The organism is Nitrobacter winogradskyi Nb-255, assembly GCF_000012725.1.
Lineage (GTDB): Bacteria > Pseudomonadota > Alphaproteobacteria > Rhizobiales > Xanthobacteraceae > Nitrobacter > Nitrobacter winogradskyi.
Genome location: NC_007406.1, coordinates 2001462 through 2028459 on the forward strand (window position 1 = coordinate 2001462; position 26998 = coordinate 2028459).

The window sequence follows — 26998 nt, forward strand, 5'->3', positions numbered from 1 at the left end:
ACTCTCTCATGACGAGAGCCTTTCCGCTTCCGACCAAATCAAAAGCGGGGCTTCATGATTCTGATCTAAAATCGGCTTCCACTTGGCCGACCCCGCTTGGACAGAGACGATCATGCCCAGAAAGCCCCCCTCTTCGCCGAAATCCTCGCCTTTGCAGCTTGGCCGCGCCGTGGCGTGGCCTGATTCTCCGGAGCAGGCAAAACTCGACCGCGTGCCCAATCCACAGAAGGGCACCAACTACGTCGCGCGGTTCACGGCGCCGGAATTCACCGCGCTGTGCCCGGTCACCGGCCAGCCGGATTTTGCCCATTTGGTCATCGACTATGTGCCGGGGTCCTGGCTGCTGGAATCAAAATCGCTCAAGCTGTATCTCGCCAGTTTTCGCAATCACGGGGCCTTCCACGAGGATTGCACTGTGGCGATCGGCAAGCGCATCGTCGCCGCGATCAAACCGAAATGGCTGCGTATCGGCGGCTACTGGTTTCCGCGCGGCGGTATTCCCATTGATGTGTTCTGGCAGACCGGAGCAGCGCCCAGGGGTGTCTGGATTCCCGATCAGGATGTGCCATCTTACCGAGGCCGGGGCTGAAAGGCGCGCGCCACCCGCGCATGCCGCTGCCGTCAGAAACCGATCGTTAGCGAAGCACTGAGACTCGCGCGCCAGACATCGTCGATCCTGTAGGGATTGATACTGGTGATTCCCAGATTACCGCTTCTTGCGCTACCCGTTTCAAACCCACCGGCGTAGGCGACCAGGCCGTCCAGTCCCACCTCAGCACTGGGCGCGATCTTGTACCGGAATCCGAGCCCGACCTGGGCGGCGGTACCGGTCCTGGTGTGGGTGGCCAGATCGGCGAGGAAAATCCCAGTCGCCTTATTGGTCTCGATCACTCGGGACAGTGTATTGAATGTTATGCCGAGACCCGCCGTGGTTCTCATGGAGATCACATCCGTCAGGGGAATCTCATACGCAACATTGCCCAGGATCGCGTTGCTGATCGCGGTGCCGTCGAACCTTGATGAAGCCCCGTACAGCGGGAAATTCGCATCCCAGCCAATACCTCCCTGGCCATGCTGGTAGCTGACGAAAGCCGACATGGCTGAATCAAACCGATAGCCGACATGACCGCCGCCGCCCACGAAGTTGCCCAGTTTCACGTTGCCGACGACACCGCCTCCGGCAAAGGGCGCGCCGCCATTAACCGTGCTGGACGATCCGAATGCCGCTCCCCCCGACACATCCAGCCCGGCGAAGAAGCCTGGCTCAGCCGCGAGGGCAGATAAAGGAGAAGCGATTGTCACGAGGGTTACCAAACCTAACAATCCACGTAACATCATTGTCAGTTATCTCCACAAATCTGTGAGAGATTATCCGTTTGGTATGGTTACCATCCTCCTAAGGGCTTTTCTTGGCGGATCGAAAGTTACGGCCCGCGATCACGCCTTCGCGGCCAGCAGCCGCGCGCAGACCAATCCGAGAATCGCGATGACGAGGGCATTCACAGCGAGCGTGGGAAATTTTCCGACCCATGAAAGGCTCAGGCCATAGGCGACGGGGCCTGCCGTCTGCCCCATGTAGAAGAAAAACGAATGCAGCGACAGCGCGGTCGCCCGCGCCTGCTCGGACAATTGGCTTGCGAACACCTGAAGGCAGCCGTGCAGCATGTAGAACCCCCAGCCCATCGCAACGAAGCTGAGAAGCTGGATGCGCCAGTCCGGGCCCAGGCCGACCGCCACGATCTGCGCCGCCACCAGCAAGGCCCCGGAAATCATCATGCCGCGAACGCCGAGCAGCACCAGAAACCGTGACACCGTCATGGTGTAGAACAGGCCGCCGACGGCAAAGCCGGCGATGACGATGCCCGCGATCGACAGCCGGGTTTCACCGAGTTCGAACAGGAACGCCGCGACGTAGGGAAACAGCCCGAGCACGCAGCAGCCTTCGATAAAAACGGCCGAATAACAGACCCTGGCGTTCGAATTGCTGAAGATCTGCCGATAGCCCTGCCGCAGATCGGTCAACTTCATCCGTCGCGAGGTCGCGATCGCGTCGCCGCGTTGAAATCCGAGTCCGACCGCGATCGACACCGCGAGAACCAGCGCACCGAGCACAACGAGCACGCCTCGCCAGCCGACGAGATCACCGATCACGCCGGCGAAAGAGGCGCCCAGCAGGTTGCCTCCCATCGTACCCGCGATGGTCCGGCCGATCGCCACCTGTCGCTGCGGCACCGGCACCAGGTCGCTCGCCATGCCGAGCGCAACTGGAAAAACACCGCCGGATGCGATCCCGGCGAAGATTCGCGTGACGAACAGCGCGGCATAGGATGTGCACAGCGCGCCGGCGACGTTCGAGATGCCGAGCAGCACCAGGCACACCAGCATCAGCCGCCCCTTGCCGAAGATATCGGCGGCCGCGCCGATCAGCGGCTGCACGATGGCGAACGAGAAGGCGGTGACCGCGGACAGGCCGGCGGCGGTCGCGACCGTCACCGACAGATCCTCGGCGACATGCGGAAGCACCGGGTCCATCGCGCGCGTCGATAGGCTCGCCGCGAAGGTCGCCAGCGCGATGATGTTCAGGAGCGGCGGCAATTTAGGCTTCCCGGCCGCTGCCGGGTCAGCCGATGTCATTCCGGGCAGGCCGGGTCGGCCGCCTTCGCCAGAGCATCGAACGCCATCAGCCTTCGCACCAGTGCCTCGAACTCGCGCAGCGGCACCATGTTCGGGCCATCCGACGGCGCATGATCGGGATCGGGATGGGTCTCGATGAACACGCCAGCGACGCCGACCGCGACCGCCGCGCGCGCCAGCACCGGCACGAACTCGCGCTCACCGCCGGTTGAGGCGCCCTTGCCTCCCGGCTGCTGCACGGAATGGGTTGCGTCGAAAATGACCGGCGCGCCGGTGGTGCGCGCAAGGATCGGCAGCGCGCGCATATCGGACACCAGCGTATTGTAGCCGAACGACGCGCCGCGCTCGGTGACCAGGATATTGCGGTTGCCCCCGCCGGTGATCTTGGCGACCACGTTCCCCATGTCCCATGGCGCCAGGAACTGCCCCTTCTTGACATTGACGACCTTGCCTGTCGCGGCCGCCGCCAGCAACAGGTCGGTCTGCCGGCACAGGAACGCCGGAATCTGCAACACATCCACCACTTGCGCGACCTCGGCGCATTGGGCTGCCTCATGAACATCGGTCAGCACCGGCAATCCGAGCGACGACCGAATGTCCGCGAAAACCGGCAGCGCCTGCTTCAGGCCGATCCCGCGCGCGCCGGAAGCGCTGGTGCGGTTGGCCTTGTCGAAAGACGTCTTGAACACAAGGCCGACGTTCAACCTCGCGGCGATGTCCTTCAGCGCGCCGGCCACCTCGAGCGCGTGGGCCCGGCTTTCCATCTGGCACGGACCGGCAATAATCGACAGCGGCCGGTCCTGGCCGAAAGTCACGGAGCCGACGGAGACGACGGGCGATGCGGAGACGGGCTGGTTCAAGGTGAGTTCCTTTGCCGGCGGACCATGCCGGGCCGCGGCGGCGGGATCAACCCGCTTGTCGCATCGAATGGCAGCCGCCGTTCACAGGTAGGCCGTAGCTCCGCCAGGTCAGGCCTGATAGGCTGTACGCCGCCGTTTTCCGGAGCCGCAAATGCGCCTGCCCCTTGTTGTTTCGATCGCCACAGCATCCGCCTTTATCGGTACGGTTCAACCGGGACCGGCGCGGAGTCAAACGCCAAACCCGCTAGCGCAATCGCCCGGCGTCATCACCGGCGGAAGCCAGAACGTGATGGTCAACGGCAAACCCGCCGCGCGTCAGGGCGACGCTACCACCGGCGGCGCGCTGATCGAAGGATCGTCCAATGTCTTCATCAACGGCAAACCGGCCACGGTGATCGGCAACCGAACCGGATGCGGCGGCTCGGTCACTTCTGGCGGCCATGGCGTGTTCATCAACGGCAAGCCAATGGCGCGCCAGGGCGACCAACCGTCTGGATGTGCAAGATAGTGACCTAAACCAGCCGGCTCTGCACGACCGCCGCCTGGATGAACGAGGCGAACAGCGGATGCGGCTCGAACGGCCGCGATTTAAGTTCAGGGTGGTACTGCACGCCGATGAACCAGGGATGATCCTGATATTCGACGATCTCCGGCAGCACGCCATCGGGCGAGAGGCCCGAAAACCTTAAGCCGTGCTGCTCCAGCCGGTCCTTGTAGGCGGTGTTGACTTCATAGCGATGGCGGTGCCGCTCGGAAATCTCGACCGCCCCACCGTAGATACCGGAGACGCGGCTGCCACGCTTGAGCATCGCCGGGTAAGCGCCAAGCCGCATGGTGCCGCCGAGGTCGCCCGCTTTGGAGCGCTTCTCCAGTTCGCTGCCGCGCAGCCATTCCGTCATCAAGCCGACCAGCGGCTCGCGAGTCGGGCCGAACTCGGTCGAGTTGGCGTCCGAGATTCCGACCAGGTTGCGCGCCGCCTCGATCACGGCCATCTGCATCCCGAAGCAGATGCCGAAATAGGGTACGTGCCGTTCGCGGGCGAACCGCGCCGCCTTGATCTTGCCCTCCGCGCCGCGCTGGCCAAATCCGCCGGGAACCAGAATGCCGTCGACATGTTCGAGGAACGGCGCGGCGTCTTCGTTTTCGAACACCTCGCTCTCGATCCAGTCGAGGTTGACCTTCACCTTGTTGGCGATACCGCCATGGGACAGCGCCTCGATCAGCGATTTGTAGGCGTCCTTCATGCCGGTGTATTTGCCGACGATCGCGATCGTCACCGCCCCTTCCGGATTGCGGATACGCTCGTTGATATCGTGCCAGCCCTTAAGCGCCGGAGGCGCGGCCGGCTCGATTCCGAACGCCGCCAGAACCTCGTCGTCGAGTCCCGCGGCGTGATAGACTTCCGGCACGGCGTAGATGTTATCGGCATCGCGCGCCTCGATCACGGCGCTTTCCCGGACATTGCAGAACAATCCGAGCTTCCGGCGTTCCTCCGCGGGGATTTCCCGGTCGGTGCGGCACAGCAGGATATCGGGCTGGATGCCGATCGATCGCAGTTCTTTCACAGAATGCTGCGTCGGCTTGGTCTTCAATTCGCCGGCGCTCGGGATGAACGGCAGCAGGGTCAGGTGGACGTAGATCGCATGACCACGCGGGAGATCGTTCTTGAGCTGCCGGATCGCCTCGAAGAACGGCAGGCCCTCGATGTCGCCCACCGTGCCGCCGATCTCGCACAGCACGAAGTCATGGTCATCGTTGCCGTCGAGGATGAACGCCTTGATGGCGTTGGTGACGTGGGGAATCACCTGGATCGTGGCCCCGAGATAGTCGCCGCGGCGCTCCCTGGTCAGGATGTCCTGATAGATGCGGCCGGTGGTGATGTTGTCCTGCCTGGTGGCGGGACGCCCGGTAAAACGCTCGTAATGACCGAGATCGAGATCGGTCTCGGCGCCATCGTCGGTCACGAACACTTCGCCATGCTGATACGGCGACATCGTTCCGGGGTCGAGGTTGAGGTAGGGGTCGAGCTTGCGAAGGCGGACCTTGTAGCCGCGCGCCTGCAGCAGCGCGCCGAGCGCCGCCGACGCCAGACCTTTTCCGAGCGAGGAGACCACGCCGCCGGTGATGAAAATATACCGCGCCATGGGTCTCAACCTTTAAGGCTCCCGTGTCGATTCGCCAAAACCAATCGCGGCCTCCAGCCGGAATGCGAAAGGGCTGTGGGCGACTTCAGAATTCAAACGATCTTGCAGTCCCTTGGTGAAACTGCTGATGCAGGATGGCGGCCCCGCCCTGCATCACGTCCTTGATTTACTGGGAACGCGGCGCCTGCGGACCGGCGGGGGCCGGCGCCTGTTCCGACTGCTTCAGCGAATCGAGCAAACCGCCACCGCTCGGCGGGGCGACCGGGGTCGCCGGCTGCGATTGCGACGCCGGCGCCGTATCCAGGATCGAGCCCGGTTTCTGTTCGACGCCGGCAAGCCAGGACAGGAGCAAGCTGGTCACGAAAAAGCCGGCCGCAAGAAAAGACGTCGTGCGCGTCAGCAGGTTCGCCGTGCCCCGGCTTGACATGAAACCGGCGCCGCCGCCCATGCCGAGGCCACCGCCTTCGGATTTCTGCAGCAGAACGACGACGGTCAACGTCGCGACGATGATCAAATGGATGACGATAACTGCGGTCTGCATCTCTGGCCTTCCATCACAAGTGCGCGCCGGACGGCCGGACATCACAGGCTTGCGGGGCTTGAACTAGATCACGATGGTTTCGGATCGAATCGATCCAAAACCATGAACGTGATCGATTCTATCGATTCTAATGTCTTAGAGCGGGATGCGGGCGAAAACCGCTACACACTTTCCTCATCCCGCTCTAGTGGGTTCGGCTCCGACGTTCGCATCCGGGACGCGCGGCCAACGGCCAAGGAGTCGCGAATATCAAACCCACTCCACTCGGCGGGGTATCTACACGATCAGGCGCGGCGTTGTCACCCCCACAGGGTCGCCCCCGCTAGAGCATCGGACCCGAAAGTGGGAACCGGTTTCGGGATAAATCCGATGCTCAATCAATTAACTGGAGCGGCGGCGCTGATTCCATTTAATCGGCCGCCGCTCTAGAGCCTTTTCGCTTCTGATTGAATCCGAAGCGAAGCTCAAGATTGTTGTTCTGACGCGTTTCTGCACGCGAACCGGTTTCCACTTCGCTCGAAACGCTCTAGGCGGCTGGCCATTGCAGGAAACAGTCAGGCGACGGCCTGGGCGATCCCCAGAAAATCCGCCGCCTTGAGGCTGGCGCCGCCGATCAACGCTCCGTTCACGTTCGGAACCGCGAGCAACTCCGCAGCGTTCGACGGCTTCACCGACCCGCCGTACAGAATGCGAATCTTCGTGCCTTCCGCGCTAAACCGTTCCGCGAGCTTTTCGCGGATAAACCTGTGGACTTCCTGCACGTCCTGCGATGTCGGTGTGCGCCCGGTGCCGATCGCCCAGACCGGTTCGTAGGCCACGACGAGATTGGCGGCCGTCGCGCCATCCGGCAGCGAGCCCGTGAGCTGCCGACCGACCACATCGAGCGTCTGACCGGCATCGCGCTGGTCCTGCGTCTCGCCGACGCAGACGATGGCGGTCAGCCCCGCCCGCCATGCGGCTTCGGCCTTCTCCCGCACCAGAGCGTCGCTCTCCGCATGATCTGCGCGGCGCTCGGAATGGCCGACGATGACCGCGGTGGCGCCCGCGTCCCCCAGCATCTCGGCGGAAATATCGCCGGTGTGGGCTCCGGACGGCTTGGGGTGGCAATCCTGCCCGCCAATTCCCACCGGCGAGCCCTGCACCGCTCCCACGAACGCCAGCACCAGCGTCGCCGGCGGACAAATGAGCAGATCGGCTTTTTGCGCGGGACCAGCCGCTCCTGAAATTATCTGGCCGAGTTCGCTGGCCGAAGCCTTCAGGCCGTTCATCTTCCAGTTTCCAGCAATCAGCGGTCGCAGCCCGGTCATGGATCTCTCATCATAGGTGATTTTGACGTTGCGTCATTTCGGCGTGCCGGCAATCCGGCGCCCGAAGTTCACGGACCTTGCTAGCAGAGGTTATCGGCCGGGGCCAGTCTCCGGCGCACGCCGCGGCTTATGGTCGAGCGCTCGGCCGAGGTTGCGACGGCGCGCTTGCCACTTTATGATGCGTTATCAATTTGGTGACGCCCTCGCGCGGCTTCCGCTCAAGTGCGACCCGCTTCCCATACGACCTGCTTCCCATACGACCTGCTTCCCATACGACCTGCTTCCCATACGACCTGCTTCCCTCCTGCAAAAGACGGACTCATGCTTCGAGGAATACGCAACGCCTCATCAAACTGGCTCGGCAAGACCCTCATGACGATCGTGATGGGCCTGTTGATCGTCGCCTTCGGCATCTGGGGCATCGCGGACATCTTTCACGGCTTCGGCCAGTCCGCGCTGGCCACGGTGGGCGGCACCGAGATTTCGACCGAGCAGTTCCGGCAGATCTACAACGACCGGCTGCAACAGATCGGACGCCAGTTCGGCCGCCCGCTGCCTCCCGATCAGGTCAGGGCTCTCGGCCTCGACCGCCAGATCCTGCAGCAGGTGATCGCGGAGGCAGCGCTCGACGAAGACGCCCAGCGCAAGGGTCTCAAGGTGTCGGACGAGGAGATCGGCCGACAGATCAAGAGCGATCCCAACTTCAAGGGTGCGAATAACGCCTTCGACGCGGCGCGTTTCGCCGGCCTCATCCGCCAGCTGGGATACACCGAGCAGCGCTACGTCGCCGAGCAGCGAAACATGGCGCTGCGCCGCCAGATCGTCGGAACGATGACGGCCGGCGTCGAGCCCTCGAAAACGCTGCTGGAGGCGTTGAACCGCTTCCAGAACGAGCAGCGGACCATCGACTACGTCAAGCTCGGCGCGGCGCAGGCCGGAACCATCGATCCTCCCACGGCGGACCAGTTGTCCGGATATTTCGACGCCCACAAGGTGCAGTTCCGCGCGCCGGAATATCGCAAGGTGGCTTTCGTGGTCTTGACGCCCGAGGAAGTCGCCAAATGGACCGCCGTGTCCGACGACGACGCCAGAAAAATCTACGAGGAGCGCAAGGACAAGCTGTCCACGCCCGAACGGCGACAACTCCGGCAGATCATGTTCCCCAGCGTCACGGACGCCCAGGCCGCGCGGGAGAAGATCGCCGGCGGCGCGTCGTTCGACGACATCGCCAGGGAGCGCGGCCTTGCGACCTCGGACATCGACCTTGGCACGATCTCGAAAGCCGAGATCATCGATCCCGCCATCGCCAATGCAGCGTTCTCGATCAACAGCGATGAAGTCAGCCAGCCGACCCAGGGTCGATTTGGAGTCGCGCTGATCAAGGTCGGCCGCATTGAGCCGGGCAACCAGCCGACTTATGAAAGCGTTGCCGAAAAACTGAAGCGCGACGTCGCGCTCGACCGCGCGCGCGCTGAAATCAACAACCTCCACAACAAGATGGAGGACGAGCGCGGAGGCGGCGCGAGCGTTGTCGAAGCGGCCAAGAAAGTCGGGCTGTCCGCGGTCACCATCGAAGCCACCGACCGCTCCGGGCGCGCGCCGGACGGCAAACCCGTGTCTGGAATTCCGCAGGGCGTCGACCTGATCGCGCAGGCGTTCGCCAGCGATGTCGGCGTCGACAACGACACGCTGCAACTCGGCAACAACGGCTTCATCTGGTTCGACGTTATCGGCGTCACCCCCTCGCGTGACCGCACGCTCGACGAGGTCAAGGACAAGGTCGAAGCGAGGTGGCGCGAAGACCAGATCAGCAGCCGCCTGATGACCAAAGCGACGGATACGATCCGCAAACTTGAGCAGGGCGGCAAGCTCGCCGACGAGGCGGCCAGCCTCGGTCTCAAGGTCGAGAGCGCGAGCGCGATCAAGCGGGACGCCACGACGACCGCCCTTCCCGCCGCCGTGGTCGCCGCCGTATGCCGCGCCGCCAAGGACGCAGCCGGCCAGGCGCCCGGCGCGGGCAATGACGAATGGTTCATTTTCCGCGTCACCGACGTGAAGGTGCCGACGCTCGATCTCGCCTCCGATGAGACGAAAAAGCTGCGTGAAGGCGTCCAGCGCGGCCTGTCGGATGAGTATATCGGCCAGTACATCGTCAAGCTCGAAGCCGAGATCGGCACCAAGATCAATCAGGCGGCGGTGGCGCAGATCACCGGCGCCAGCAGCAACTTCTGACGAGAACCGGCGAGCGCCGCATCCCGAAAGCATCCGATGGACGATCTCAAGGTTCTCATTGGAAAGGTCGCCACCGGCGCGACACTGACGCGGGAGGAAGCCGCCGCCGCGTTCAACAGCATGATGTCCGGCGAAGCGACTCCCTCGCAGATGGGCGGCCTTTTGATGGCGCTGCGCGTGCGCGGGGAAACCGTCGACGAGATCACCGGGGCGGTCTCGGCGATGAGATCCATGATGCTGCGGGTCAAGGCGCCCGTGGATGCGGTCGACGTCGTCGGCACCGGCGGCGACGGCTCGGGCTCGGTGAATGTCTCGACCTGCGCGTCATTCATCGTCGCAGGCGCCGGCGTGACCGTCGCCAAGCACGGCAATCGCGCGCTGTCCTCCAGATCCGGGGCCGCCGACTGTCTCGCCGCGCTCGGCATCAGGATCGACCTCACCCCCGAACAGGTCGGCCGCTGCATCAACGAGGCCGGCATCGGCTTCATGTTCGCGCCCGCGCATCACCCCGCGATGAAGAATGTCGGCCCGACCCGCGTCGAACTCGCGACCCGCACCATCTTCAACCTGCTGGGACCGCTGTCCAATCCCGCGGGCGTCAGGCGGCAGATGGTCGGCGTGTTCTCGCGGCAATGGGTGCAGCCGCTGGCGCAGGTGCTCAAGAATCACGGCTCGGAATCGGCATGGGTCGTTCACGGCTCGGACGGCCTGGACGAGATCACCCTCGCCGGCCCGACATTCGTCGCCGCACTCGAAGACGGCAATATCCGCACCTTCGAGGTGACGCCTGAAGATGCGGGACTGGAGCGCGCCGACGGCGACGCGCTGAAAGGCGGAGACGCCGAGGCGAACGCGGCCTCCTTGCGCGCGGTGCTCGAAGGCAAGCCGGGCGCCTTCCGCGATGTCGCGCTGCTCAACGCGGCGGCGGCGCTGATCGTGGCCGGCAAGGCGAAGACCTTGAAGGAGGGTGTCGCGCTTGGGGCGAAATCGCTCGACGGCGGCGGCGCGCTGAACAAGCTGAAGCAATTGATCGCGGTTTCCAACGGTTGAGGACGATGGCGTGGCCGACATCCTGACCAGGATCGAAACCTACAAGCGCGAGGAGATCGCGAGCGCAAAGCGTGCACGTCCCCTCGGCGAGGTCACGGCCGCCGCGAAGGCCGCCCCGCCGCCGCGCGGTTTTACCGATACCATCCGCGCCAAACTCGCGCGAGGCGATTACGCCCTGATCGCCGAGATCAAGAAAGCCTCACCGTCCAAAGGACTGATCCGCGCCGACTTCGATCCGCCGTCGCTCGCCCGCGCCTATGAGGCCGGCGGCGCGGCCTGCCTCTCCGTTCTGACCGATGCGCCGTCGTTTCAGGGCCATCTCGATTTCATGGTCGCCGCCCGCGCCGCGACATCGCTGCCGGTGCTGCGCAAGGACTTCATATTCGACACCTATCAGGTCGTCGAGGCGCGGGCGCATGGAGCGGACTGCATCCTGATCATCATGGCCGCGCTCGATGATGACGCTGCGAAAGACATCGAGGCGACCGCGCTCGATCTCGGCATGGATGTGCTGCTCGAAATCCATAACCGCGAGGAACTGGATCGTGCGCTCAAGCTTCGCTCGCCGATGATCGGCGTCAACAACCGCAATCTGCGCACCTTCGAGACGACGCTCGAAACCAGCGAAGGCCTGGCGCCGTACATCCCGAAAGAACGGCTCATGGTCGGCGAAAGCGGTATCTTCACGCCCGCCGATCTCGCGCGGCTCGAACGGGTCGGCATCTCCACTTTTCTGGTCGGCGAAAGCCTGATGCGGCAAGCCGACGTCACGGCCGCAACGCGCACGCTGCTTAAACATGCGTAGCCTCCGTCTCGCCTCCTTTTCCTCTTGTGGGAGAGGGAAGCAACCAGCCTGGAGCCTTCACTTCCGATGGAATTCCATGATTCTAATTTGACGCGTTTTCTTCACGCGAACCGGTATCCACTTCGCTTGAGAACGCTATAGGATTTGATTGATATGGCAGACAAGAAAAACAAACCCGCCCTCACCCACATCGACGTCAAAGGCGAGGCGCGGATGGTCGATGTCTCGGCAAAGCCCGCAACCGAACGCGTCGCCGTTGCCGAAGGCCAGGTCGTCATGACCAAGGCGACGCTGGCCCTGATCGAAAGCGGCAACGCCAAGAAAGGCGACGTGCTCGGCACCGCGCGCATCGCCGGCATCATGGCCGCCAAGCGCACTTCGGAACTGATCCCGCTCTGTCATCCGCTGGCGCTGTCGAAAGTCACGCTCGATATCGAGACCGACAAGAAGATTCCCGGCTGCCGGGTGCGCGCCAGCGTCAAGGTTTCCGGCCCGACCGGCGTGGAGATGGAAGCCCTCACCGCGGTCTCCGTCGCCTGCCTGACGATCTACGACATGATCAAGGCCGTGGAACGCGGCGTTCGTATCGAGGGCATTCATCTGGTCGAGAAGAAGGGCGGCAAGTCCGGCCACTATCTCGTGACGGATAACGCTCCAGAATGATAAGTGACCGGCGTGAACGCGCCGTCGGGCGACATCCGGCTCATCGCACCGTTGTATGCGAGCCGAAAGTTCGGTAGATGATTGACGCGCCCGCCAGGCGCGTCCCAATGCGGTGGTTCAGAAGCGCTTCATTGCCCCATCGAGTCCGTCAAGTGACATCAAAGGTTGCGGCAAGAGTATGCGACTTCGGAATTGGACACTAGAGCATTATCGCTTCTGATTGAATCAGAAGCGAAGTTCCAGATTATTGTTTTGGCGCGTTTTCTTCACGCGAACCGGTTTCCACTTCGCTCGAAAACGCTATAGGAGAATATGGTCATGGCCCTGATGGCGGTCGCCGATGCCCTTGCGGCTGTTCTTGACGGAGTCGAACCACTCCCGGAGGAAACAGCGGCTCTCGAAGCGGCGCATCGCCGGGTGCTGGCGCGCGATCTGCCCTCGCGCCGGACCCAGCCACCGGTCGCAATGTCGGCGATGGACGGCTATGCCGTGCGCGCCGCGGACATCGCGACAATTCCCTCACGTCTTCGCGTGATCGGCGAAAGCGCCGCGGGTCGGCCGCTCGATCGCGCGCTGCGTGCGGGCGAGGCCTTGCGGATCTTTACCGGAGGGGTGGTGCCGGACGGCGCCGACACCGTCGTCATTCAGGAAGACACGGACCGCGACGGCGACCACGTCATCGTCAAGGAGGCCACGGCTTCCGGCAAGAACATCCGTCCCGCAGGGGTGGATTTTCGCGAAGGCGACGTCCTCATCCGAGCGCGCACGCGCCTCACCGACCGCCATCTCTCGCTTGCCGCCGGCATGAACTATCCGGACCTGCCGGTGCACCGCCGTCCCACCATCGCCATGCTCGCCACCGGCGACGAACTGGTCTTGCCGGGCGCGACGCCCGGTCCCGGCCAGATCATCTTGTCCAACGGATACGCGCTTCGCGCCCTCGCCCGAGGTGAAGGCGCCGAGGCGATCGACCTCGGCCTGGCCGCCGACACCATGGACGCCACGACGGCCGCCATCCGCCGCGCCCGCGACAGCGGCGCCGATATCCTCGTCACCACCGGCGGCGCATCGGTCGGCGACCATGATTTCATCAAGCGCGCGCTTGAGGCGGAAGGCGTGGAGATGACGTTCTGGCGAATCGCGATGCGGCCCGGCAAGCCGATGATGTATGGCCGGCTCGGCGCGATGCGGGTGATCGGCCTCCCCGGCAATCCCGTCTCGGCCTACATCTGCGCGTTCCTGTTCATGGTGCCGCTGATCCGCGCGCTATCGGGACGTGTAGACGTGCACCACCGTGTTGAACCGGCGCTGCTCGGAGGCGATGTCGCCGCCAATCAGGCCAGGCAGGATTATCTGCGCGCGCGACTCACGTACTCAACGGACGGCCTGCCGATCGCAACGCCGGTTACGCATCAGGACAGTTCGCTGATGGGAAATCTTGCCGCGGCGGATGCACTCGTGGTCCGCGCGCCATTCGCGCCGGCCGCCAGCAAAGGCGCGCCCTGTACCGTCATCAAGCTCTCCCTGTCATAAAGTCTCGCGTTGTTGACCTTAAATTAAGGGTTGCGGAACACATATCGAACATATAGTGTATGTTCATGATTTGTTTCGAGTTCTCGTGCCGCGGAGTTGGCGCATAGGGCTGTAAGGCCCGATGTCGTCCGTCATCGGCAGGAACCATCAACTAGGGATTGGGTCGGGAATGCTCACGCGCAAACAGTACGAACTCCTGCGTTTTATCAACGAACGGCTGAAGGAGTCCGGTGTGCCGCCTTCGTTCGATGAAATGAAGGACGCGCTCGACCTGCGCTCGAAGTCCGGCATCCATCGCCTGATCACCGCCCTGGAGGAACGGGGCTTCATCCGCCGCCTGCCCAACCGCGCACGCGCCATTGAAGTCATCAAGCTGCCGGAACTGGCCGCAAGCGGCGGCGGACGTCGCGGTTTCACACCGAGCGTCATAGAAGGCAATCTCGGCAAGGTTCGCCGCGGCGGCGGTGGCGGCGCTGACGAGGCCGAGCGTCCGGTCGCCGTTCCGGTGATGGGACGGATCGCAGCCGGCACGCCGATCGAGGCGTTGCAGACCTGCAGTCACACAATCAGCCTGCCGCCCGACATGCTCGGCGCCGGCGAGCACTACGCGCTCGAGGTGCGCGGCGATTCCATGGTCGATGCCGGCATCCTCGATGGCGATATGGCGTTGATCCAGCGTAATCCGACCGCTGACACCGGCGACATCGTCGTCGCCCTGATCGACGACGAGGAAGCGACGTTGAAACGCTTCCGCCGCCGCGGCGCTTCGATCGCGCTGGAGCCGGCGAACGCGGCCTATGAAGTTCGCATTCTTCCGCCCAACCGCGTCCAGATCCAGGGCCGGCTGGTCGGCATTTACCGCAAGTACTAGGAATCGTTCAGGTGAATAGCGGACAACATGTCGGTGATGAACCGGCCATCAAGGAAGCAAAAGAGATTTACGAGAGGTTCCGCCGCCGCATTGTAGAGGAAGATGGAGTTATCAATCATAGAATGATGTGGGAACATTGTCTCAAACCGCATTGTTCGCGGGATTTGGCATCGCAAATCTGGAGATCATTAATCTCACCCGTTTGCTTTTCTGCGTGATTATCGCAGTTATCGGAGCAACAACCGCTACATTGACTCTTTTGGCGATTGAGGCCGCTCATTCGGAAATAAGAAGCCTGGTTAAAAGCTATGGGAACATAGAAACCGCTGACTATCGCGGCAAGCTGCCGATCATTGGCTCAGGCTTGCATCACAAGTATGGTCATATGCTTTGTACCGGCCTCCCATGGCTGATGGCACCGTTCTGGATACTTGCCGGTTTGTACGTAAGCCTGAAGTATTGTGGAATGGTTTTCTAGAATTACGCATACGTCGTCAGCAGCGCGCTTTCAGGAAATGCGGTAGAGCCTTTCCGATTCTGACGGAATCAAAAGCGAGGCTTTATAATCTTGGTTTAACGCGTTTTCTTCACGCGAACCGGTCTGCACTTCGCTCGAAACGCTAACGTACTGTGCGGCCGGTTCTGATCACGAGTATGAACACCCGCGAAACACCCAACCACGGACGCGCCGTTCAATCGTCCGGCTGGAGATCCTCGGGATCAGGCGTGGCGTCGACCGAAGGCTCCGGCTTCGATCCCGGTCGTGCCGGCTGTTCATCGAAGGCGGCGGATGACCAGGGACGCTTGAGGCCAGCAGGACGGACGGCATCGACAGCGAAGCCGGGTCTTGAAGCGCCGGGCTTTGAAGCGCCGGATCTTGAAACATCGAGTCTCGAAGCATCTTGTCTGGAAGAATTCGGGGTCCGCCATAAGGCAAGAGCGCCTTCACGCCGCAGCCGGTTTTGATCGATCACATGCGCGAGGCAGCCTTCCGGAGCCTGCCACCGCGTCACTATAAGCTCCGCACGCGCGCAATCATCCTGCAGCGCCTCCGGATGCCGCGTGAGAGCGACGATCCCACCTCCACTCGCCTTGACCACGCAGCCCGCATCGTCGCACGAGACGCCCTCCGCCAGCGTGGGATCCGTGGGCCCACGCACGTCCCCATCGGCGGCAAGCCATTCCCTGACCGTAAAAGAATCCTTGCCCGTGCTGATGAGACGCAGCCGGCCGTCCCCGCCCCTCACGGCGACGTTGCGACCTTCAGCGGATATCAGGATATCCGGCGGCTTCACCGCTAGTGACCACACGATCGCCAGCCCCACAACGATCGCGCCGCCCCAGCGCAGCGGCGTTCTCAGGAGTCCGAGCAGGACGATGCCCGCTGTGGCCGCGAGCAGCGGCCCCGTTCCGAATGCAGCGATGCGGCCGATGGAGCCCGGCAGTTCGACGACCCCTTGAGCCACGGCAACCATCCATTCAATGCCGAAGTCCATCAGCCGCCAGAACACGCCATCGAAGCCGAACGGCATCGCCGCGAGGCCGAGCAATCCCGCCGGCATCACCAGCGCCGATATCACGGGCATCGCCAGCAGGTTCGCAGCCATGCCGTATGGCGTCACGCGATGGAAATGAAACGCGGCATAGGGCGTGGTCGCAAGTCCGGCCACGAATGAGGCCAGCGCCAGCATGGCGATTTCGCGTCCACCCCACAGGGCGGCCTTCGCCGTCGGCGAGTGATCTGGCGTTGCGAGCATCCTCGGCATGCCCACCTGGACCAGCGCCACCAGTCCGAGCGTCGCCGCGAACGACATCTGAAAGCTCGGATGGATCAATGACTCCGGCGCGATCGCAAGCACGATCATCGCCGCCACCGCGAGCGTGCGAAACGTAATGGCGCGCCTGTCCACCATGATCGCGATCAGCACCGCCGCCGTCATGAAGAACGAGCGCTGGGTCGCGACTTCCGCGCCCGACAGCAGAAGATAGAAAGCGGCGGCCGCGAGCGCCGCCGCCGCGGACCACTTCTTGATCGGGAAGGTCGCCGTCAGCGCCGGGACCAGCGCCAGCAGCGCCCGCACCGCGAAGAACACCACGCCGGCGACGACGGCCATGTGATAGCCGGAGATCGAAAGCACATGGCCCAGCCCCGAAATGAACATCGCCTCATTCACGGGCGGTGTGATGGCGTCGCGCCGTCCCGTCAGCAGCGCGGTAGCGATGGCCCGCGAATCGCCGCTGAGAACAAGCCGGATGCGGGCGTCGATGGCGTCGCGCAACTCCTGCATCAGCGCGGCATAGCGCAAAGCAATCCCGCCGGCAGGCGGAGAAGCGACGGTTTTGATGGCGCCCATGACGAAGCCGGAAGCGCCGATACCCTGGAAGTACATATCGCGGGCGAAGTCGTAGCTTCCGGGCCGCACAGGCGTAAGCGGCGGCTGCAACCGCGCTTTCAACTCGACGAAACTGCCGACAGCGGGCGCGGCGCCCTTCCTGACGGACAGCCGGACGCGATCGAGCTTGACGTGCGGCCGCCGACTGTCCATCCGAACGACGCGCAGGATAAATCGATCAGTCCGCTCGCGCACTTCCCTGGTTTCGACGAAACCCTGAAGCAGCGGCGTGTACATCGGCCGCGTCAGCACAGCGTGCGAGACATGCGCCGTCTTGATCGTGGCGACAGCGAACCCTGCGGCGACCGCCGCAACCATCACGGCGGCGGGAAATATCCGATGCCGGCGCAGGAGCAGCGCCGACACGAACAACGCTCCGGCGGTCACGGAGACAACCCAGGCAACGGGCTCATGATCGGCGGCAAAATAGATCGCAATGCCCGCGCCGAACGCCACCGGGACCCATGGCAGGAGGCGAACGGCTGCCGCTTCGGCGTTCGCCCAGGCCCGCAGCCGCGCGACGATTGCCGGCAAGGCTTCCGAAGGGGTTTGCGAAGGCGCGGCGACGGCTTGCCGCGTCGGCCAGGTTCCGGCGTACCCTCCCCTCCGATCGCGAGCCCTGCCCCGCTCCGCCATCCAGCCGATCCTCTACGCCCTCGCGGCGATGCTAGCGGAAGAAGCCGCGCGGAGAACAGTGGAACGGATACGGAATACCGGCGAAATCAGGAGCCGGCCGCCGCCACCTTGGCCCAGGTGTCGCGCAGGCCGACCGTCCGGTTGAACACGAGCCTGCCGGGCGCGGAATCCCTGTCCCGGTAGAAATAGCCCTGCCGCTCGAACTGGACAGCGGCTCCGGCATCGTCTCGGGCGAGAGCGGGCTCGACCATGCAGCCGGAAAGGATTTGAACCGATTGCGGATTGAGTTCGGATGCGAAGTTCGCTGCGTCGGGCTGCTCGGTTTCGAACAGATGGCCGTAGAGTCTGACCTCGGCCGGCACGGCGTCCGCCGTGTTCACCCAATGCATCGTGGCCTTCACCTTACGGCCGTCAGGCGCGTTGCCGCCCCTGGTGGCTGGATCGTAGGTGCAGCGAAGTTCGAGCACGTCGCCCGCGGGGTTCTTCACAACCTCGCGGCAGGTGATGAAATAGGCGTATCGCAGCCGCACTTCCCTGCCCGGTGACAGGCGGAAGAACTTCTTCGGCGGGTTCTCCATGAAGTCTTCCTGCTCGATATAGATCTCCCGCCCGAACCGTATCCGCCGCGTGCCCTGCGAGGGGTCGTCGGGATGGTTCACCGCCTCAAGCTCCTCGCTCTGGCCTTCCGGATAATTCTCGATCACGACCTTGAGCGGGCGCAGGACGGCCATGCGGCGCGACGCGCTCCTGTTGAGCGCCTCGCGAATGGCGAAGTCGAGCATCCCGACATCGACCGTGCTGTTGGCTTTGGCGACGCCGATCCGCTTGACGAACTCGCGCAGCGCCTCGGCCGGCACGCCGCGCCGCTGGAGGCCGGCAAGCGTGGGCATGCGCGGATCATCCCAGCCCGCGACGTGACCGCCGCGAACGAGCTCGGTCAGCACTCGCTTCGACAGAAGCGTATGCGTGACGTTGAGCCGCGCGAACTCGTACTGACGCGGTCGCGACGGCACCGGAAGATTGTCGAGAAACCAGTCATAGAGCGGCCGGTGATCCTCGAACTCCAGCGTGCAGACGGAATGCGTGATGTGTTCGATCGAGTCGGACTGCCCATGGGCGAAATCGTAGCTCGGATAAATGCTCCACACGTTTCCCGTGCGCGGATGAGTGGCGTGGAGAATGCGGTAGAGCACGGGGTCGCGCAGGTTGATGTTGCCGGCCGCCATGTCGATTTTCGCGCGCAGGACCCGCGCGCCGTTGGGAAACTCTCCCGCCCGCATCCGCGCGAATAGATCGAGATTCTCATCGGCCGGACGGTCGCGAAACGGGCTGTTCCTTCCAGGTTCGGTCAGCGTACCGCGAGCGAGGCGGATCTCCTCCTGGGTCTGATCATCGACATAGGCCTTCCCCTCGCGAATGAGGTGCTGCGCCCAGGCGTAGAGCTGCTCGAAATAGTCCGAGGCATAATAGAGATGCTCTCCCCAATCGAAGCCAAGCCAGCGGACATCGCGCTGGATCGCGTCGATGAACTCCTGCTCCTCCTTGGCCGGATTGGTGTCATCGAAGCGCAGGTGGCACCGTCCGCCGAAATCCTCGGCGATGCCGAAATTCAGGCAGATCGATTTGGCGTGTCCGAGATGCAGATAGCCGTTCGGCTCCGGCGGAAACCGGGTGACGATGCTCTTGTGCCTTCCGGACGCAAGGTCGGCGGCCACGATATCGCGTATGAAATCCCGGCCCGCCTCGGCGGTCGATTCGTCGGTCATTGTGCGCCTTTCACTCGGACCCTATGTGCCAAATCCGCGAGCGCCCGCCAAGGGCCGATGCGCCGGCAGCCTGGAACAGCGCCATTCCAAAATCCCTCATGGAAATAGAAACCGACAAAACAGCCCTTCGCTACATTGACGCCACGAAGCAGGCCAGCTAGCCGTGCATGCGAATCCCGGGCGTGATAAGCACCCCCGCCGATACCATCCTCCGAAGTGTCAGATCCGCCATAATGACAACACCCGTCGTTACACGCTTTGCGCCATCCCCGACCGGCTTTCTTCACATCGGCGGCGGCCGGACCGCGCTTTTCAATTGGCTCTATGCGCGCAAGCACGGAGGCAGGATGCTGCTGCGGATCGAGGATACCGATCGCGCACGGTCCACGCCGGAGGCGATCGACGCGATCCTTGACGGGCTGAAGTGGCTGGGAATCGAGTGGGACGACGACGTCGTGTACCAGTTTTCCCGCGTCGCGCGGCATCGCGAGATCGCCGAGCAGTTGCTCGCCGAAGGCAAGGCCTACCGATGCTATGCGACTACGGAAGAGCTTTCCGAGATGCGCGAGAAGGCGCGGGCCGAAGGTCGCGCCAAGCTTTACGACGGCCGCTGGCGCGATCGCGATGCGTCCGAAGCGCCGCAGGGCGTGAAGCCAACCATCCGCCTCAAGGCCCCGCTGACCGGTGAAACCGTGATCGAGGATCAGGTTCAGGGGCGCATCGTCTGGCAGAACGAGAACCTCGATGATCTCGTGCTGCTGCGCGGCGACGGCACGCCGACCTACATGCTCGCCGTCGTGGTCGATGACCACGACATGGGCGTGACGCACATCATCCGCGGCGATGACCACCTCATCAATGCGGCCCGCCAGAAGCAGATTTACGATACTCTAGGATGGGCGCTGCCGACGATGGCCCACATTCCGCTTATCCATGGACCCGACGGCTCGAAGCTTTCGAAACGTCACGGCGCCCTGGGAGTCGATGCCTATCGAGCGATGGGATATCTGCCGGCGGCGCTTCGCAATTATCTGGTTCGGCTCGGCTGGAGTCATGGCGATCAGGAGATCTTCTCCACGCAGGAAATGATCGACGCGTTCGACCTGCCCGCCATCGGGCGCTCCGCCGCGCGTTTCGACTTTGCCAAGCTCGAGAACCTCAACGGCCATTATATCCGCCATTGCGACGATGCCGCACTGATGACGCTGTTCGAGAATGCGCTTGATTTCGTTCCGGGCGGAGCGGACCTCAAGCCAAAACTCAACGATGTCACACGGGCGCAACTCCTGCGCGCGATGCCGGGCCTCAAGGAGCGGGCCAAAACCCTAATCGAGCTGATCGAGGGCGCGCGATTCATCTTCGCCGATCGGCCTTTGCCGATAGAAGCCAAAGCCGCCGCATTGCTGACGCCCGAGACACGCGCGCTGATCGACAGGCTTCGCGCGGCCCTTGAATCCGTGACGTCATGGAACGCGGAGACGACCGAAGCGGCGATGCGGACTTTTGCGGAACAGAACAATCTCAAACTCGGCGCCATCGCGCAGCCGCTTCGAATCGCCCTGACCGGTCGCACGACATCGCCCGGCATATTCGACGTTCTTGCCGCGCTCGGAAAAGAGACGTGCCTGGCCCGGCTCGGCGATCAAGGCTCACGATAGCGACCGCCATCCAGATTTGGGCGATCTTGCGGTGCAAACACCAATACGATACCCCTTTGCGCGGCGCTTTTGAATGACCGGCTGGTTTCTCTCGTCGAGAGAGACCGGGTGATCCGCAACGATCTCATCGGGGGGCTTCACGATGAACGCAACGAGCACAAAAAACGCAACGTTGACGGTCGATGACAAGAGTTACGAGTTTCCCGTATTGAGCGGCACGGTCGGGCCTGATGTCGTCGACATCGGCAAGCTCTATGCGCAGACAGGCATGTTCACTTACGATCCTGCCTTCACATCCACCGCCAGTTGCCAATCCAAGATCACCTATATCGACGGCGACGAAGGCGTGCTCGAATATCGCGGCTACCCGATCGAGCAGCTCGCGGAGAAAGGCGACTTCATCGAGACCTGCTATCTGCTGCTCTACGGTGAACTGCCCACGAAGTCGCAGAAGCACGATTTCGAGGAGCGTGTCACGCACCACACCATGGTTCATGAGCAGATGACGCGGTTCTTCCAGAGCTTCCGCCGCGATGCCCATCCCATGGCGGTCATGGTGGCGGCGGTCGGCGCGCTCGCCGCCTTCTATCACGACTCAACCGACATCAACGATCCCAAGCAGCGCATGATCGCGTCGATGCGCATGGTCGCGAAAATGCCGACGCTGGCTGCGATGGCTTACAAGTATACGATCGGCCAGCCGTTCATATATCCGAAGAACTCCCTGAACTTTGCCGAGAACTTCCTTCATATGTGCTTCGCCGTGCCGTGCGAGGACTATGACATCAATCCGGTTCTGGCGGACGCGCTCGACAAGATCTTCATTCTGCACGCCGACCACGAACAGAACGCATCGACATCGACCGTGCGCATCGCCGGTTCCTCAGGCGCCAATCCTTTCGCGTGCATTGCGGCCGGCATCGCCTGCCTGTGGGGACCCGCGCACGGCGGCGCCAACGAGGCGGCGCTGAACATGCTTTACGAGATCGGGACGGTAGACAGAATTCCAGAATTCATCGACAAGGTGAAGGACAAGAACAGCGATGTCCGGCTGATGGGTTTCGGACATCGGGTCTACAAGAACTACGATCCGCGCGCGAAGATCATGCAGAACATGTGTCACGCGGTGCTCAACGAGACGGGCCACGGCAATGATCCGATGCTCAAGGTGGCGCTGGAACTGGAAAAGATCGCTCTGAACGACGAGTATTTCATCAATCGCAAGCTGTATCCCAACGTCGATTTCTATTCGGGCCTCACCCTGAAAGCGATGGGCTTTCCGACCTCGATGTTCACCGTGCTGTTCGCGGTCGCGCGCACTGTGGGCTGGATCAGCCAGTGGAGCGAGATGATCGAGGACCCGCAGCAGAAGATCGGCCGTCCCCGGCAGCTTTACACAGGCAAGACCCGGCGCGATTACGTCGACATGGCTCAGCGGGCGTAGTTTATTCTTGCGAAGCTGGTCGCCTACATTCGCGCCCGCGACTCTCGCATGGCTTCGATCACGATATCGGCTGCCAGCTCGCTCGGCGAGCGCTGCCCTGTGGCCATGATGGTATTGAGCCCGTCAAACGCTTTGAGCTGACGCCGCCGCATCGGTGAATCCGTCAGAATTTCCTGTAGCGCCGGCGCGAGCTTGCCGGGCACGCAGTCCTCCTGAAGGAATTCCGGAATCACATTCTCGCGGATCACGAGGTTGGCCAGAATGACCGATGAGACGCGAATAACGCGTCGCGCGATCCAGGCCTCCACGCTGCCCGCTTTGTATGCGGCAACCATCGGAACGCCCGCCAGGGCGAGTTCGAGCGTCACGGTGCCTGACTTGGCGAGCGCCGCGCGGGCCACGCGAAACGCGGCGCGCTTGTCATCCTCGCCGATCACAACCCTTGGCCGACGCGGCCACGTTGCGACCGCCGGCGTGATCTCATCGACAAGATGCGGCGTCGTGGGCAAGACCACCTCGATCTCTGGGATGCTCTGTTGCAACATCCCGATGGTCTCGCCGAAGACGGACAGGTGATGGCGAATTTCACTACGCCGGCTTCCGGGCAATACCAGAAGCGTCGGGGGGTCCGCATCGCGCCGCTGACGTTCCTGCGCGTCCGGCCGCAGCACTCCAATCTGCTCCAATAGCGGATGGCCGACATAGGTGCAGGGCGGGCCTCCAAGCCTGCGATAAGCTTCGGGTTCGAACGGCAGCAACGCCAGGACGTGATCGACATAGCTGCGCATGGCCCGCGCCCGGCCGGACCTCCACGCCCACACCGAGGGGGAGACGTAATCCACGATCGGCAAGCCGCGGCACCGGGCGCGCACCCGTCGCGCCACGCGGTGGGTGAAGTCCGGACTGTCGATGATGACGAGCACGTCCGGCGCGGCCGCGATAACGGCATCCGCCGTCCCGCGAATCCGCCGCACGATCATGGGAAGCTGCTTCACGACGGCTGTGAAACCCATGATCGATAGTTCCTCGATCGGGAACAACGACACAAGGCCTTCCCGCGCCATCGTCTGACCGCCGACGCCTTCGAACCGCACGGAGCAGCCAAGCCGCCGACGCAGAGCTTTCATCAGGCTGGAGCCCAGGCGATCTCCGGACTCCTCCGTTGCGATGAGGAATATTTTTCGGGATGGATTTGCGGATGCCTCGTCCGGCATTATTCAGGCAGCCCGACAACGAACAAGTTTGATGCGTCCGCCTCGCCAACCAGCGCCTGCGGTTCCGCGACGAGCGTATTGCCGGCGACAACGGCCAGCCCGGCCAGACCGGCGGCGGCCGCGTTCGCGATGGTCCGCGGACCCAGCGTCGGCAGATCGTAGCGCAAATCCTGCCCGTGCTTCGGCGCCTTCACGAGCACGCCACGCGGAGCCTTGGCGCGGATTCGCCCCGCGGCGCGCAACTGGGCGATGCGAGCCAGAAGCGCGTCCGTCCCTTCGATGCCTTCCACGCCGACCACATGAGCGTCAATCACGACCACGGCCTGCCCCACATCGAAGGGACTGAGGGCGCGCAGCACGTCCAGCCCCTTGGCGATGTCAGCGGCCGCGGATTGGTCCGGCGCTTTCCGGGTCAGGCATCCGGCCGGCATCAGCAGATCCGGCGCGATATCCTTGATCCCCACCATTCGAAAACCGTCGCGCTCAAGAATGCGACCGACCCCCGACAGCAGATGATCGTCGCCGCCGCGAAACGCCGCCAGGACCTGTCCCATGGCCCGAATGGTCCCCCAGTCCAGGCGTATCTCCGACAGCGCCGGGCGAACCAGCGTCCCGATGAAAACTAGATCGCGACAGTTTTCAGCGCGCAACAGCCGCATGACCTTCCCGATCTGGCCGACCGCGATCCAGTGATGCGGAAAGCGCGACACTCTTTCCGGGTCGCACACGCCCTTCAACGCAAAAAAGACGGGCTTGAGACCTCGCGCGGTCAGCGAATCGGCGACTGCGAACGGCAACACGCCGCCGCCGGCGATCAAGCCGATCGGCGAAGACATACCCGAAACACGATCAGTCATGACTGGCACGCCGGCTCCGCTATGCGGATTTGTTTGCGCCACCCTCAGGCAAGCAGAGAGGACGATGCTTATCAGCGCCAATGAACGTCAGGATCTCCGCGATGGCGGGATCGTCCGACGCACGTGACTGGACGCGCTGGAGACGGTCCGCAAAGAGACCCGGCCCGTAAAACAGTTCCTGATAGAACGTCCTGACCCTGGCGAGACGCTCACGGGTGAACTTGCGGCGTCTCATCCCGACGACGTTGAGGCCCTCAAGATGCCCATGCTGGCCATTGACGAAGCCGTACGGAATGACATCGCCGCGGATGCCCGTGAGGCCCCCGATCATCGCCTGCCTGCCGATCCGCGCGAACTGATGCACGGCGGAAAGGCCGCCGATATAGACGAAATCTCCGATCTTGCAGTGTCCGCCCAGCGTCGCCGAATTGGCGAAGACCACGTCATCGCCGACCTGGCAGTCGTGGCCGACATGGCTGTAGCTCATGAAGAATCCACGCGCGCCGATGCGCGTCACGCCGACATCCTTGGGCGAGCCGACGTTCATCGTCACGCTTTCACGGATGGTGCAGCCCTCGCCGATCTCCAGGCGCGTCGGCTCGTTGCCGTAACCCATATCCTGCGGCGCGCCACCCAGCGCGGCGAAAGGATAGATCGTGCAACCCGCGCCGATGGTCGTGTGTCCGGCGACGGATACGTGCGAGATGAGGCGGCAGTTCGGGCCGAGGACGACATGAGGACCGACCGTGCAGAACGGTCCGATCTCAACCGACTCGCCGATCACGGCGCCATCTTCAATCCGGGCAGTGGGATCGATTCTGCTCATCAGTCGGTCAGCATCGCGCCGACGTCGGCTTCGGCGACGATCGTGCCGTTCACCTTGGCATCGCCGTGGAACCACCACATCGTCTTGCGACGCCCGATGCTGCGCATGTGATACTCGACAATATCGCCGGGCATGACGGGCTTGCGGAACTTGCACTTGTCGATCGTCAGAAAATAGACCGCGCGCGGCTTCTCCGTGCCTTCCACCGACATGATGCCGATAACGCCCGCCGTCTGCGCCATCCCCTCGATCATAAGCACTCCCGGATAAACCGGCCGCTCCGGAAAGTGCCCCTGAAACGCGGGCTCATTGAACGTGACGTTCTTGACGCCGATCCCGCTATGGTCGGCCCGAATATTGAGGACGCGATCGATCAGCAGAAACGGATAACGATGAGGAAGGGTTTTGAGAATGGTGGCAATGTCCACGTGCTCGAACCTGACCGGCGACTCCATCACTCAGCACCTCGATCCTTCATTCGATAACCCGATCCTTCGGGGCGGCTTTGGGCGATCCGGCATCGGGAGCGCCGTCGCGCACGAGCCGTTCCACCGCGAGGAGCTCGCGAAACCACTGCCTGGTCGGCTTCGCGAAGTACCCGCCCCAGCGGCCGTTCGCAGGAATATCGTCCTTGACCCCGCTCATCGCCGTGACCTGCGCGCCATCGCCGATGTGGAGATGATTGTTGATCCCGACCTTGGCGCCCAGCGCGACGTTGTCACCGATCGTCAGGCTGCCCGCCAGGCCGATCTGCGCCGCCAGCAGACAGCGCCGGCCGATCGTCACGTTGTGTCCGATCTGAACCTGATTGTCGATCTTTGTGCCTTCTCCGATAACCGTGTCGCGCAGGCTGCCGCGATCGATGGTCGTGCCGGCGCCGATCTCGACATCGTTCTGGATCAGCACCCGCCCGGTCTGCGGGACCTTCACATGGCCTTCCGAGCCGAAGAAAATGAACCCGTAACCATCCTGCCCGATATGGCAGCCGGGGTGGATGAGGACGTTGTTTCCGATGAGAGTCGCTTGAATCGTCGTTCCGGCGCCGACGTTGCAGTCTCTGCCGATCCGGACGCCCGGCCCGATCACGGCGCCGGACCCGATAACCGAACCACGTCCGATCTGGACGTCAGGGCCGATCACCGCCAGCGGATCGATCACGACCTCGTCCTCGAGATAGGCCGATGGATGGATAACGGCGGACGCAGCGACGGCCGTATTGTCGAACCAGGACTGCGGCCGCAACGCATCGCCATGGAAATCCCGGGCGATGCTGACGAACGCGCGAAACGGAGCCTTTGAACGCAGGACCGCCACATGGGCCGGCACGTCGGCTTCGAAACGCGGGCTGACCAGACAGGCGCCCGCCTTCGTCGCCGCAAGTTGCCCGGCATATTTATGGTTGTCAAAGAACGCGAGATGCATGGGCCCGGCCTGATCGAGCGAGGCCAGGCCGATAATCCGAATGCCGCCCCGGGAGGCATCCACCAACTGCGCGCCCGTCGATGCGGCGATCTCCGCCAAAGTCGACGGCAGCGGGCGCTTAAAGAATGCCGGTTGCGTCATT

24 protein-coding genes are annotated in these 26998 nt (G+C 63.2%); 11 read left to right on the forward strand and 13 right to left on the reverse strand.

Annotated elements, in window-relative coordinates; genetic code table 11:
- Positions 1-112 precede the first annotated feature (112 nt).
- Positions 113-589 (forward strand): preQ(1) synthase, encoded by a 477-nt coding sequence (queF, locus tag NWI_RS09535; RefSeq protein ID WP_011315084.1) that lies wholly within the window; start codon positions 113-115, stop codon positions 587-589.
- A gap of 32 nt (positions 590-621) precedes the next feature.
- Here queF and NWI_RS09540 read toward each other — a convergent pair whose 3' ends face one another.
- The 3 genes from NWI_RS09540 to kdsA form a co-directional block, all read right to left on the reverse strand.
- Positions 622-1338, reverse strand: coding sequence for a hypothetical protein (locus NWI_RS09540; RefSeq protein WP_011315085.1), 717 nt, complete (start codon positions 1336-1338; stop codon positions 622-624).
- A 99-nt stretch (positions 1339-1437) separates the two neighbouring features.
- Complete coding sequence (locus NWI_RS09545; protein WP_011315086.1) at positions 1438-2634, reverse strand: MFS transporter; 1197 nt, start codon at positions 2632-2634, stop codon at positions 1438-1440.
- On the reverse strand, positions 2631-3494 hold the full coding sequence (gene kdsA, locus NWI_RS09550; RefSeq protein WP_011315087.1) for a 3-deoxy-8-phosphooctulonate synthase: 864 nt from the start codon (positions 3492-3494) through the stop codon (positions 2631-2633). The genes NWI_RS09545 and kdsA overlap by 4 nt, the downstream gene beginning before the upstream one ends.
- Positions 3495-3645: 151 nt before the next feature.
- Between kdsA and NWI_RS09555 the strand changes: the two genes are divergently transcribed.
- The gene (locus NWI_RS09555) at positions 3646-4002 is read left to right on the forward strand and encodes a PAAR domain-containing protein (RefSeq protein ID WP_011315088.1); all 357 of its coding nucleotides are present in this window, start codon (positions 3646-3648) and stop codon (positions 4000-4002) included.
- A gap of 4 nt (positions 4003-4006) precedes the next feature.
- Here the strand turns inward: NWI_RS09555 and NWI_RS09560 are convergent, their stop codons facing one another.
- From NWI_RS09560 to tpiA, 3 genes are all read right to left on the reverse strand, one after another.
- Positions 4007-5638 carry a CTP synthase gene (locus tag NWI_RS09560; protein WP_011315089.1) on the reverse strand — a complete coding sequence of 544 codons (1632 nt, stop codon included), beginning with the start codon at positions 5636-5638 and terminating at the stop codon, positions 4007-4009.
- A 166-nt stretch (positions 5639-5804) separates the two neighbouring features.
- The gene (secG, locus tag NWI_RS09565) at positions 5805-6179 is read right to left on the reverse strand and encodes a preprotein translocase subunit SecG (RefSeq protein WP_011315090.1); all 375 of its coding nucleotides are present in this window, start codon (positions 6177-6179) and stop codon (positions 5805-5807) included.
- A gap of 554 nt (positions 6180-6733) precedes the next feature.
- Positions 6734-7486, reverse strand: a complete 753-nt coding sequence (tpiA, locus tag NWI_RS09570) for a triose-phosphate isomerase (RefSeq protein WP_011315091.1) — start codon at positions 7484-7486, stop codon at positions 6734-6736.
- A gap of 321 nt (positions 7487-7807) precedes the next feature.
- Between tpiA and NWI_RS09575 the strand changes: the two genes are divergently transcribed.
- From NWI_RS09575 to NWI_RS09605, 7 genes are all read left to right on the forward strand, one after another.
- Positions 7808-9718, forward strand: a complete 1911-nt coding sequence (locus tag NWI_RS09575; RefSeq protein WP_011315092.1) for a peptidylprolyl isomerase — start codon at positions 7808-7810, stop codon at positions 9716-9718.
- A gap of 36 nt (positions 9719-9754) precedes the next feature.
- Entirely contained in the window at positions 9755-10768 is a 1014-nt protein-coding gene (gene trpD / locus NWI_RS09580; protein WP_011315093.1) for an anthranilate phosphoribosyltransferase, read from the forward strand.
- A gap of 10 nt (positions 10769-10778) precedes the next feature.
- Positions 10779-11573: an indole-3-glycerol phosphate synthase TrpC gene (trpC, locus tag NWI_RS09585; protein ID WP_011315094.1), complete on the forward strand. Its 795-nt coding sequence runs from the start codon at positions 10779-10781 to the stop codon at positions 11571-11573.
- Positions 11574-11726: 153 nt separating this feature from the next.
- Positions 11727-12236 (forward strand): cyclic pyranopterin monophosphate synthase MoaC, encoded by a 510-nt coding sequence (gene moaC, locus NWI_RS09590; RefSeq protein ID WP_011315095.1) that lies wholly within the window; start codon positions 11727-11729, stop codon positions 12234-12236.
- A gap of 318 nt (positions 12237-12554) precedes the next feature.
- Positions 12555-13769, forward strand: a complete 1215-nt coding sequence (locus tag NWI_RS09595) for a molybdopterin molybdotransferase MoeA (RefSeq protein ID WP_011315096.1) — start codon at positions 12555-12557, stop codon at positions 13767-13769.
- 169 nt (positions 13770-13938) lie between these two features.
- A complete protein-coding gene (gene lexA, locus NWI_RS09600; RefSeq protein ID WP_011315097.1) occupies positions 13939-14640 on the forward strand; it encodes a transcriptional repressor LexA in 702 nt (233 codons plus the stop codon).
- A 136-nt stretch (positions 14641-14776) separates the two neighbouring features.
- On the forward strand, positions 14777-15118 hold the full coding sequence (locus tag NWI_RS09605; RefSeq protein WP_187147960.1) for a hypothetical protein: 342 nt from the start codon (positions 14777-14779) through the stop codon (positions 15116-15118).
- A 214-nt stretch (positions 15119-15332) separates the two neighbouring features.
- On the opposite strand, the gene NWI_RS09610 is transcribed toward NWI_RS09605, so the two are convergent.
- Together NWI_RS09610 and NWI_RS09615 are read right to left on the reverse strand one after the other, a co-directional pair.
- Positions 15333-17669, reverse strand: a complete 2337-nt coding sequence (locus tag NWI_RS09610; protein WP_011315098.1) for a ComEC/Rec2 family competence protein — start codon at positions 17667-17669, stop codon at positions 15333-15335.
- An 86-nt stretch (positions 17670-17755) separates the two neighbouring features.
- Positions 17756-19435, reverse strand: a complete 1680-nt coding sequence (locus tag NWI_RS09615) for a glutamine--tRNA ligase/YqeY domain fusion protein (RefSeq protein WP_011315099.1) — start codon at positions 19433-19435, stop codon at positions 17756-17758.
- Positions 19436-19668: 233 nt separating this feature from the next.
- Between NWI_RS09615 and gltX the strand changes: the two genes are divergently transcribed.
- Positions 19669-21093 (forward strand): glutamate--tRNA ligase, encoded by a 1425-nt coding sequence (gene gltX, locus NWI_RS09620; RefSeq protein WP_041344971.1) that lies wholly within the window; start codon positions 19669-19671, stop codon positions 21091-21093.
- A 142-nt stretch (positions 21094-21235) separates the two neighbouring features.
- Positions 21236-22537: a citrate synthase gene (gene gltA, locus NWI_RS09625; RefSeq protein ID WP_011315101.1), complete on the forward strand. Its 1302-nt coding sequence runs from the start codon at positions 21236-21238 to the stop codon at positions 22535-22537.
- Positions 22538-22560: 23 nt separating this feature from the next.
- Here gltA and lpxB read toward each other — a convergent pair whose 3' ends face one another.
- The 5 genes from lpxB to lpxD are packed head-to-tail and all read right to left on the reverse strand — an operon-like array spanning position 22561 to position 26997.
- On the reverse strand, positions 22561-23751 hold the full coding sequence (gene lpxB / locus NWI_RS09630) for a lipid-A-disaccharide synthase (RefSeq protein ID WP_011315102.1): 1191 nt from the start codon (positions 23749-23751) through the stop codon (positions 22561-22563).
- Positions 23751-24608: an LpxI family protein gene (locus NWI_RS09635; protein ID WP_041344973.1), complete on the reverse strand. Its 858-nt coding sequence runs from the start codon at positions 24606-24608 to the stop codon at positions 23751-23753. Before NWI_RS09635 ends, lpxB begins: the two co-directional genes overlap by 1 nt.
- 19 nt (positions 24609-24627) lie before the next feature.
- Positions 24628-25434: an acyl-ACP--UDP-N-acetylglucosamine O-acyltransferase gene (gene lpxA / locus NWI_RS09640; protein WP_011315104.1), complete on the reverse strand. Its 807-nt coding sequence runs from the start codon at positions 25432-25434 to the stop codon at positions 24628-24630.
- Complete coding sequence (fabZ, locus tag NWI_RS09645) at positions 25434-25889, reverse strand: 3-hydroxyacyl-ACP dehydratase FabZ (RefSeq protein WP_011315105.1); 456 nt, start codon at positions 25887-25889, stop codon at positions 25434-25436. Before fabZ ends, lpxA begins: the two co-directional genes overlap by 1 nt.
- 19 nt (positions 25890-25908) lie before the next feature.
- A complete protein-coding gene (gene lpxD, locus NWI_RS09650; RefSeq protein WP_011315106.1) occupies positions 25909-26997 on the reverse strand; it encodes a UDP-3-O-(3-hydroxymyristoyl)glucosamine N-acyltransferase in 1089 nt (362 codons plus the stop codon).
- Between the last annotated feature and the right edge of the window lies 1 nt (position 26998).

What these genes read in the sequence shown, in the direction of transcription:
- lpxB (WP_011315102.1), bottom strand. Translation starts at nt 23,751, where the DNA reads ATGCCGGACGAGGCATCCGCAAATCCATCCCGAAAAATATTCCTCATC.
- NWI_RS09560 (WP_011315089.1), bottom strand. Translation starts at nt 5,638, where the DNA reads ATGGCGCGGTATATTTTCATCACCGGCGGCGTGGTCTCCTCGCTCGGA.
- tpiA (WP_011315091.1), bottom strand. Translation starts at nt 7,486, where the DNA reads ATGACCGGGCTGCGACCGCTGATTGCTGGAAACTGGAAGATGAACGGC.
- secG (WP_011315090.1), bottom strand. Translation starts at nt 6,179, where the DNA reads ATGCAGACCGCAGTTATCGTCATCCATTTGATCATCGTCGCGACGTTG.
- NWI_RS09575 (WP_011315092.1), top strand. Translation starts at nt 7,808, where the DNA reads ATGCTTCGAGGAATACGCAACGCCTCATCAAACTGGCTCGGCAAGACC.
- lpxD (WP_011315106.1), bottom strand. Translation starts at nt 26,997, where the DNA reads ATGACGCAACCGGCATTCTTTAAGCGCCCGCTGCCGTCGACTTTGGCG.
- NWI_RS09610 (WP_011315098.1), bottom strand. Translation starts at nt 17,669, where the DNA reads ATGGCGGAGCGGGGCAGGGCTCGCGATCGGAGGGGAGGGTACGCCGGA.
- NWI_RS09540 (WP_011315085.1), bottom strand. Translation starts at nt 1,338, where the DNA reads ATGATGTTACGTGGATTGTTAGGTTTGGTAACCCTCGTGACAATCGCT.
- queF (WP_011315084.1), top strand. Translation starts at nt 113, where the DNA reads ATGCCCAGAAAGCCCCCCTCTTCGCCGAAATCCTCGCCTTTGCAGCTT.
- trpD (WP_011315093.1), top strand. Translation starts at nt 9,755, where the DNA reads ATGGACGATCTCAAGGTTCTCATTGGAAAGGTCGCCACCGGCGCGACA.
- gltX (WP_041344971.1), top strand. Translation starts at nt 19,669, where the DNA reads ATGACAACACCCGTCGTTACACGCTTTGCGCCATCCCCGACCGGCTTT.
- NWI_RS09615 (WP_011315099.1), bottom strand. Translation starts at nt 19,435, where the DNA reads ATGACCGACGAATCGACCGCCGAGGCGGGCCGGGATTTCATACGCGAT.
- NWI_RS09545 (WP_011315086.1), bottom strand. Translation starts at nt 2,634, where the DNA reads ATGACATCGGCTGACCCGGCAGCGGCCGGGAAGCCTAAATTGCCGCCG.
- NWI_RS09555 (WP_011315088.1), top strand. Translation starts at nt 3,646, where the DNA reads ATGCGCCTGCCCCTTGTTGTTTCGATCGCCACAGCATCCGCCTTTATC.
- gltA (WP_011315101.1), top strand. Translation starts at nt 21,236, where the DNA reads ATGAACGCAACGAGCACAAAAAACGCAACGTTGACGGTCGATGACAAG.
- fabZ (WP_011315105.1), bottom strand. Translation starts at nt 25,889, where the DNA reads ATGGAGTCGCCGGTCAGGTTCGAGCACGTGGACATTGCCACCATTCTC.
- NWI_RS09595 (WP_011315096.1), top strand. Translation starts at nt 12,555, where the DNA reads ATGGCCCTGATGGCGGTCGCCGATGCCCTTGCGGCTGTTCTTGACGGA.
- lexA (WP_011315097.1), top strand. Translation starts at nt 13,939, where the DNA reads ATGCTCACGCGCAAACAGTACGAACTCCTGCGTTTTATCAACGAACGG.
- moaC (WP_011315095.1), top strand. Translation starts at nt 11,727, where the DNA reads ATGGCAGACAAGAAAAACAAACCCGCCCTCACCCACATCGACGTCAAA.
- NWI_RS09635 (WP_041344973.1), bottom strand. Translation starts at nt 24,608, where the DNA reads ATGACTGATCGTGTTTCGGGTATGTCTTCGCCGATCGGCTTGATCGCC.
- lpxA (WP_011315104.1), bottom strand. Translation starts at nt 25,434, where the DNA reads ATGAGCAGAATCGATCCCACTGCCCGGATTGAAGATGGCGCCGTGATC.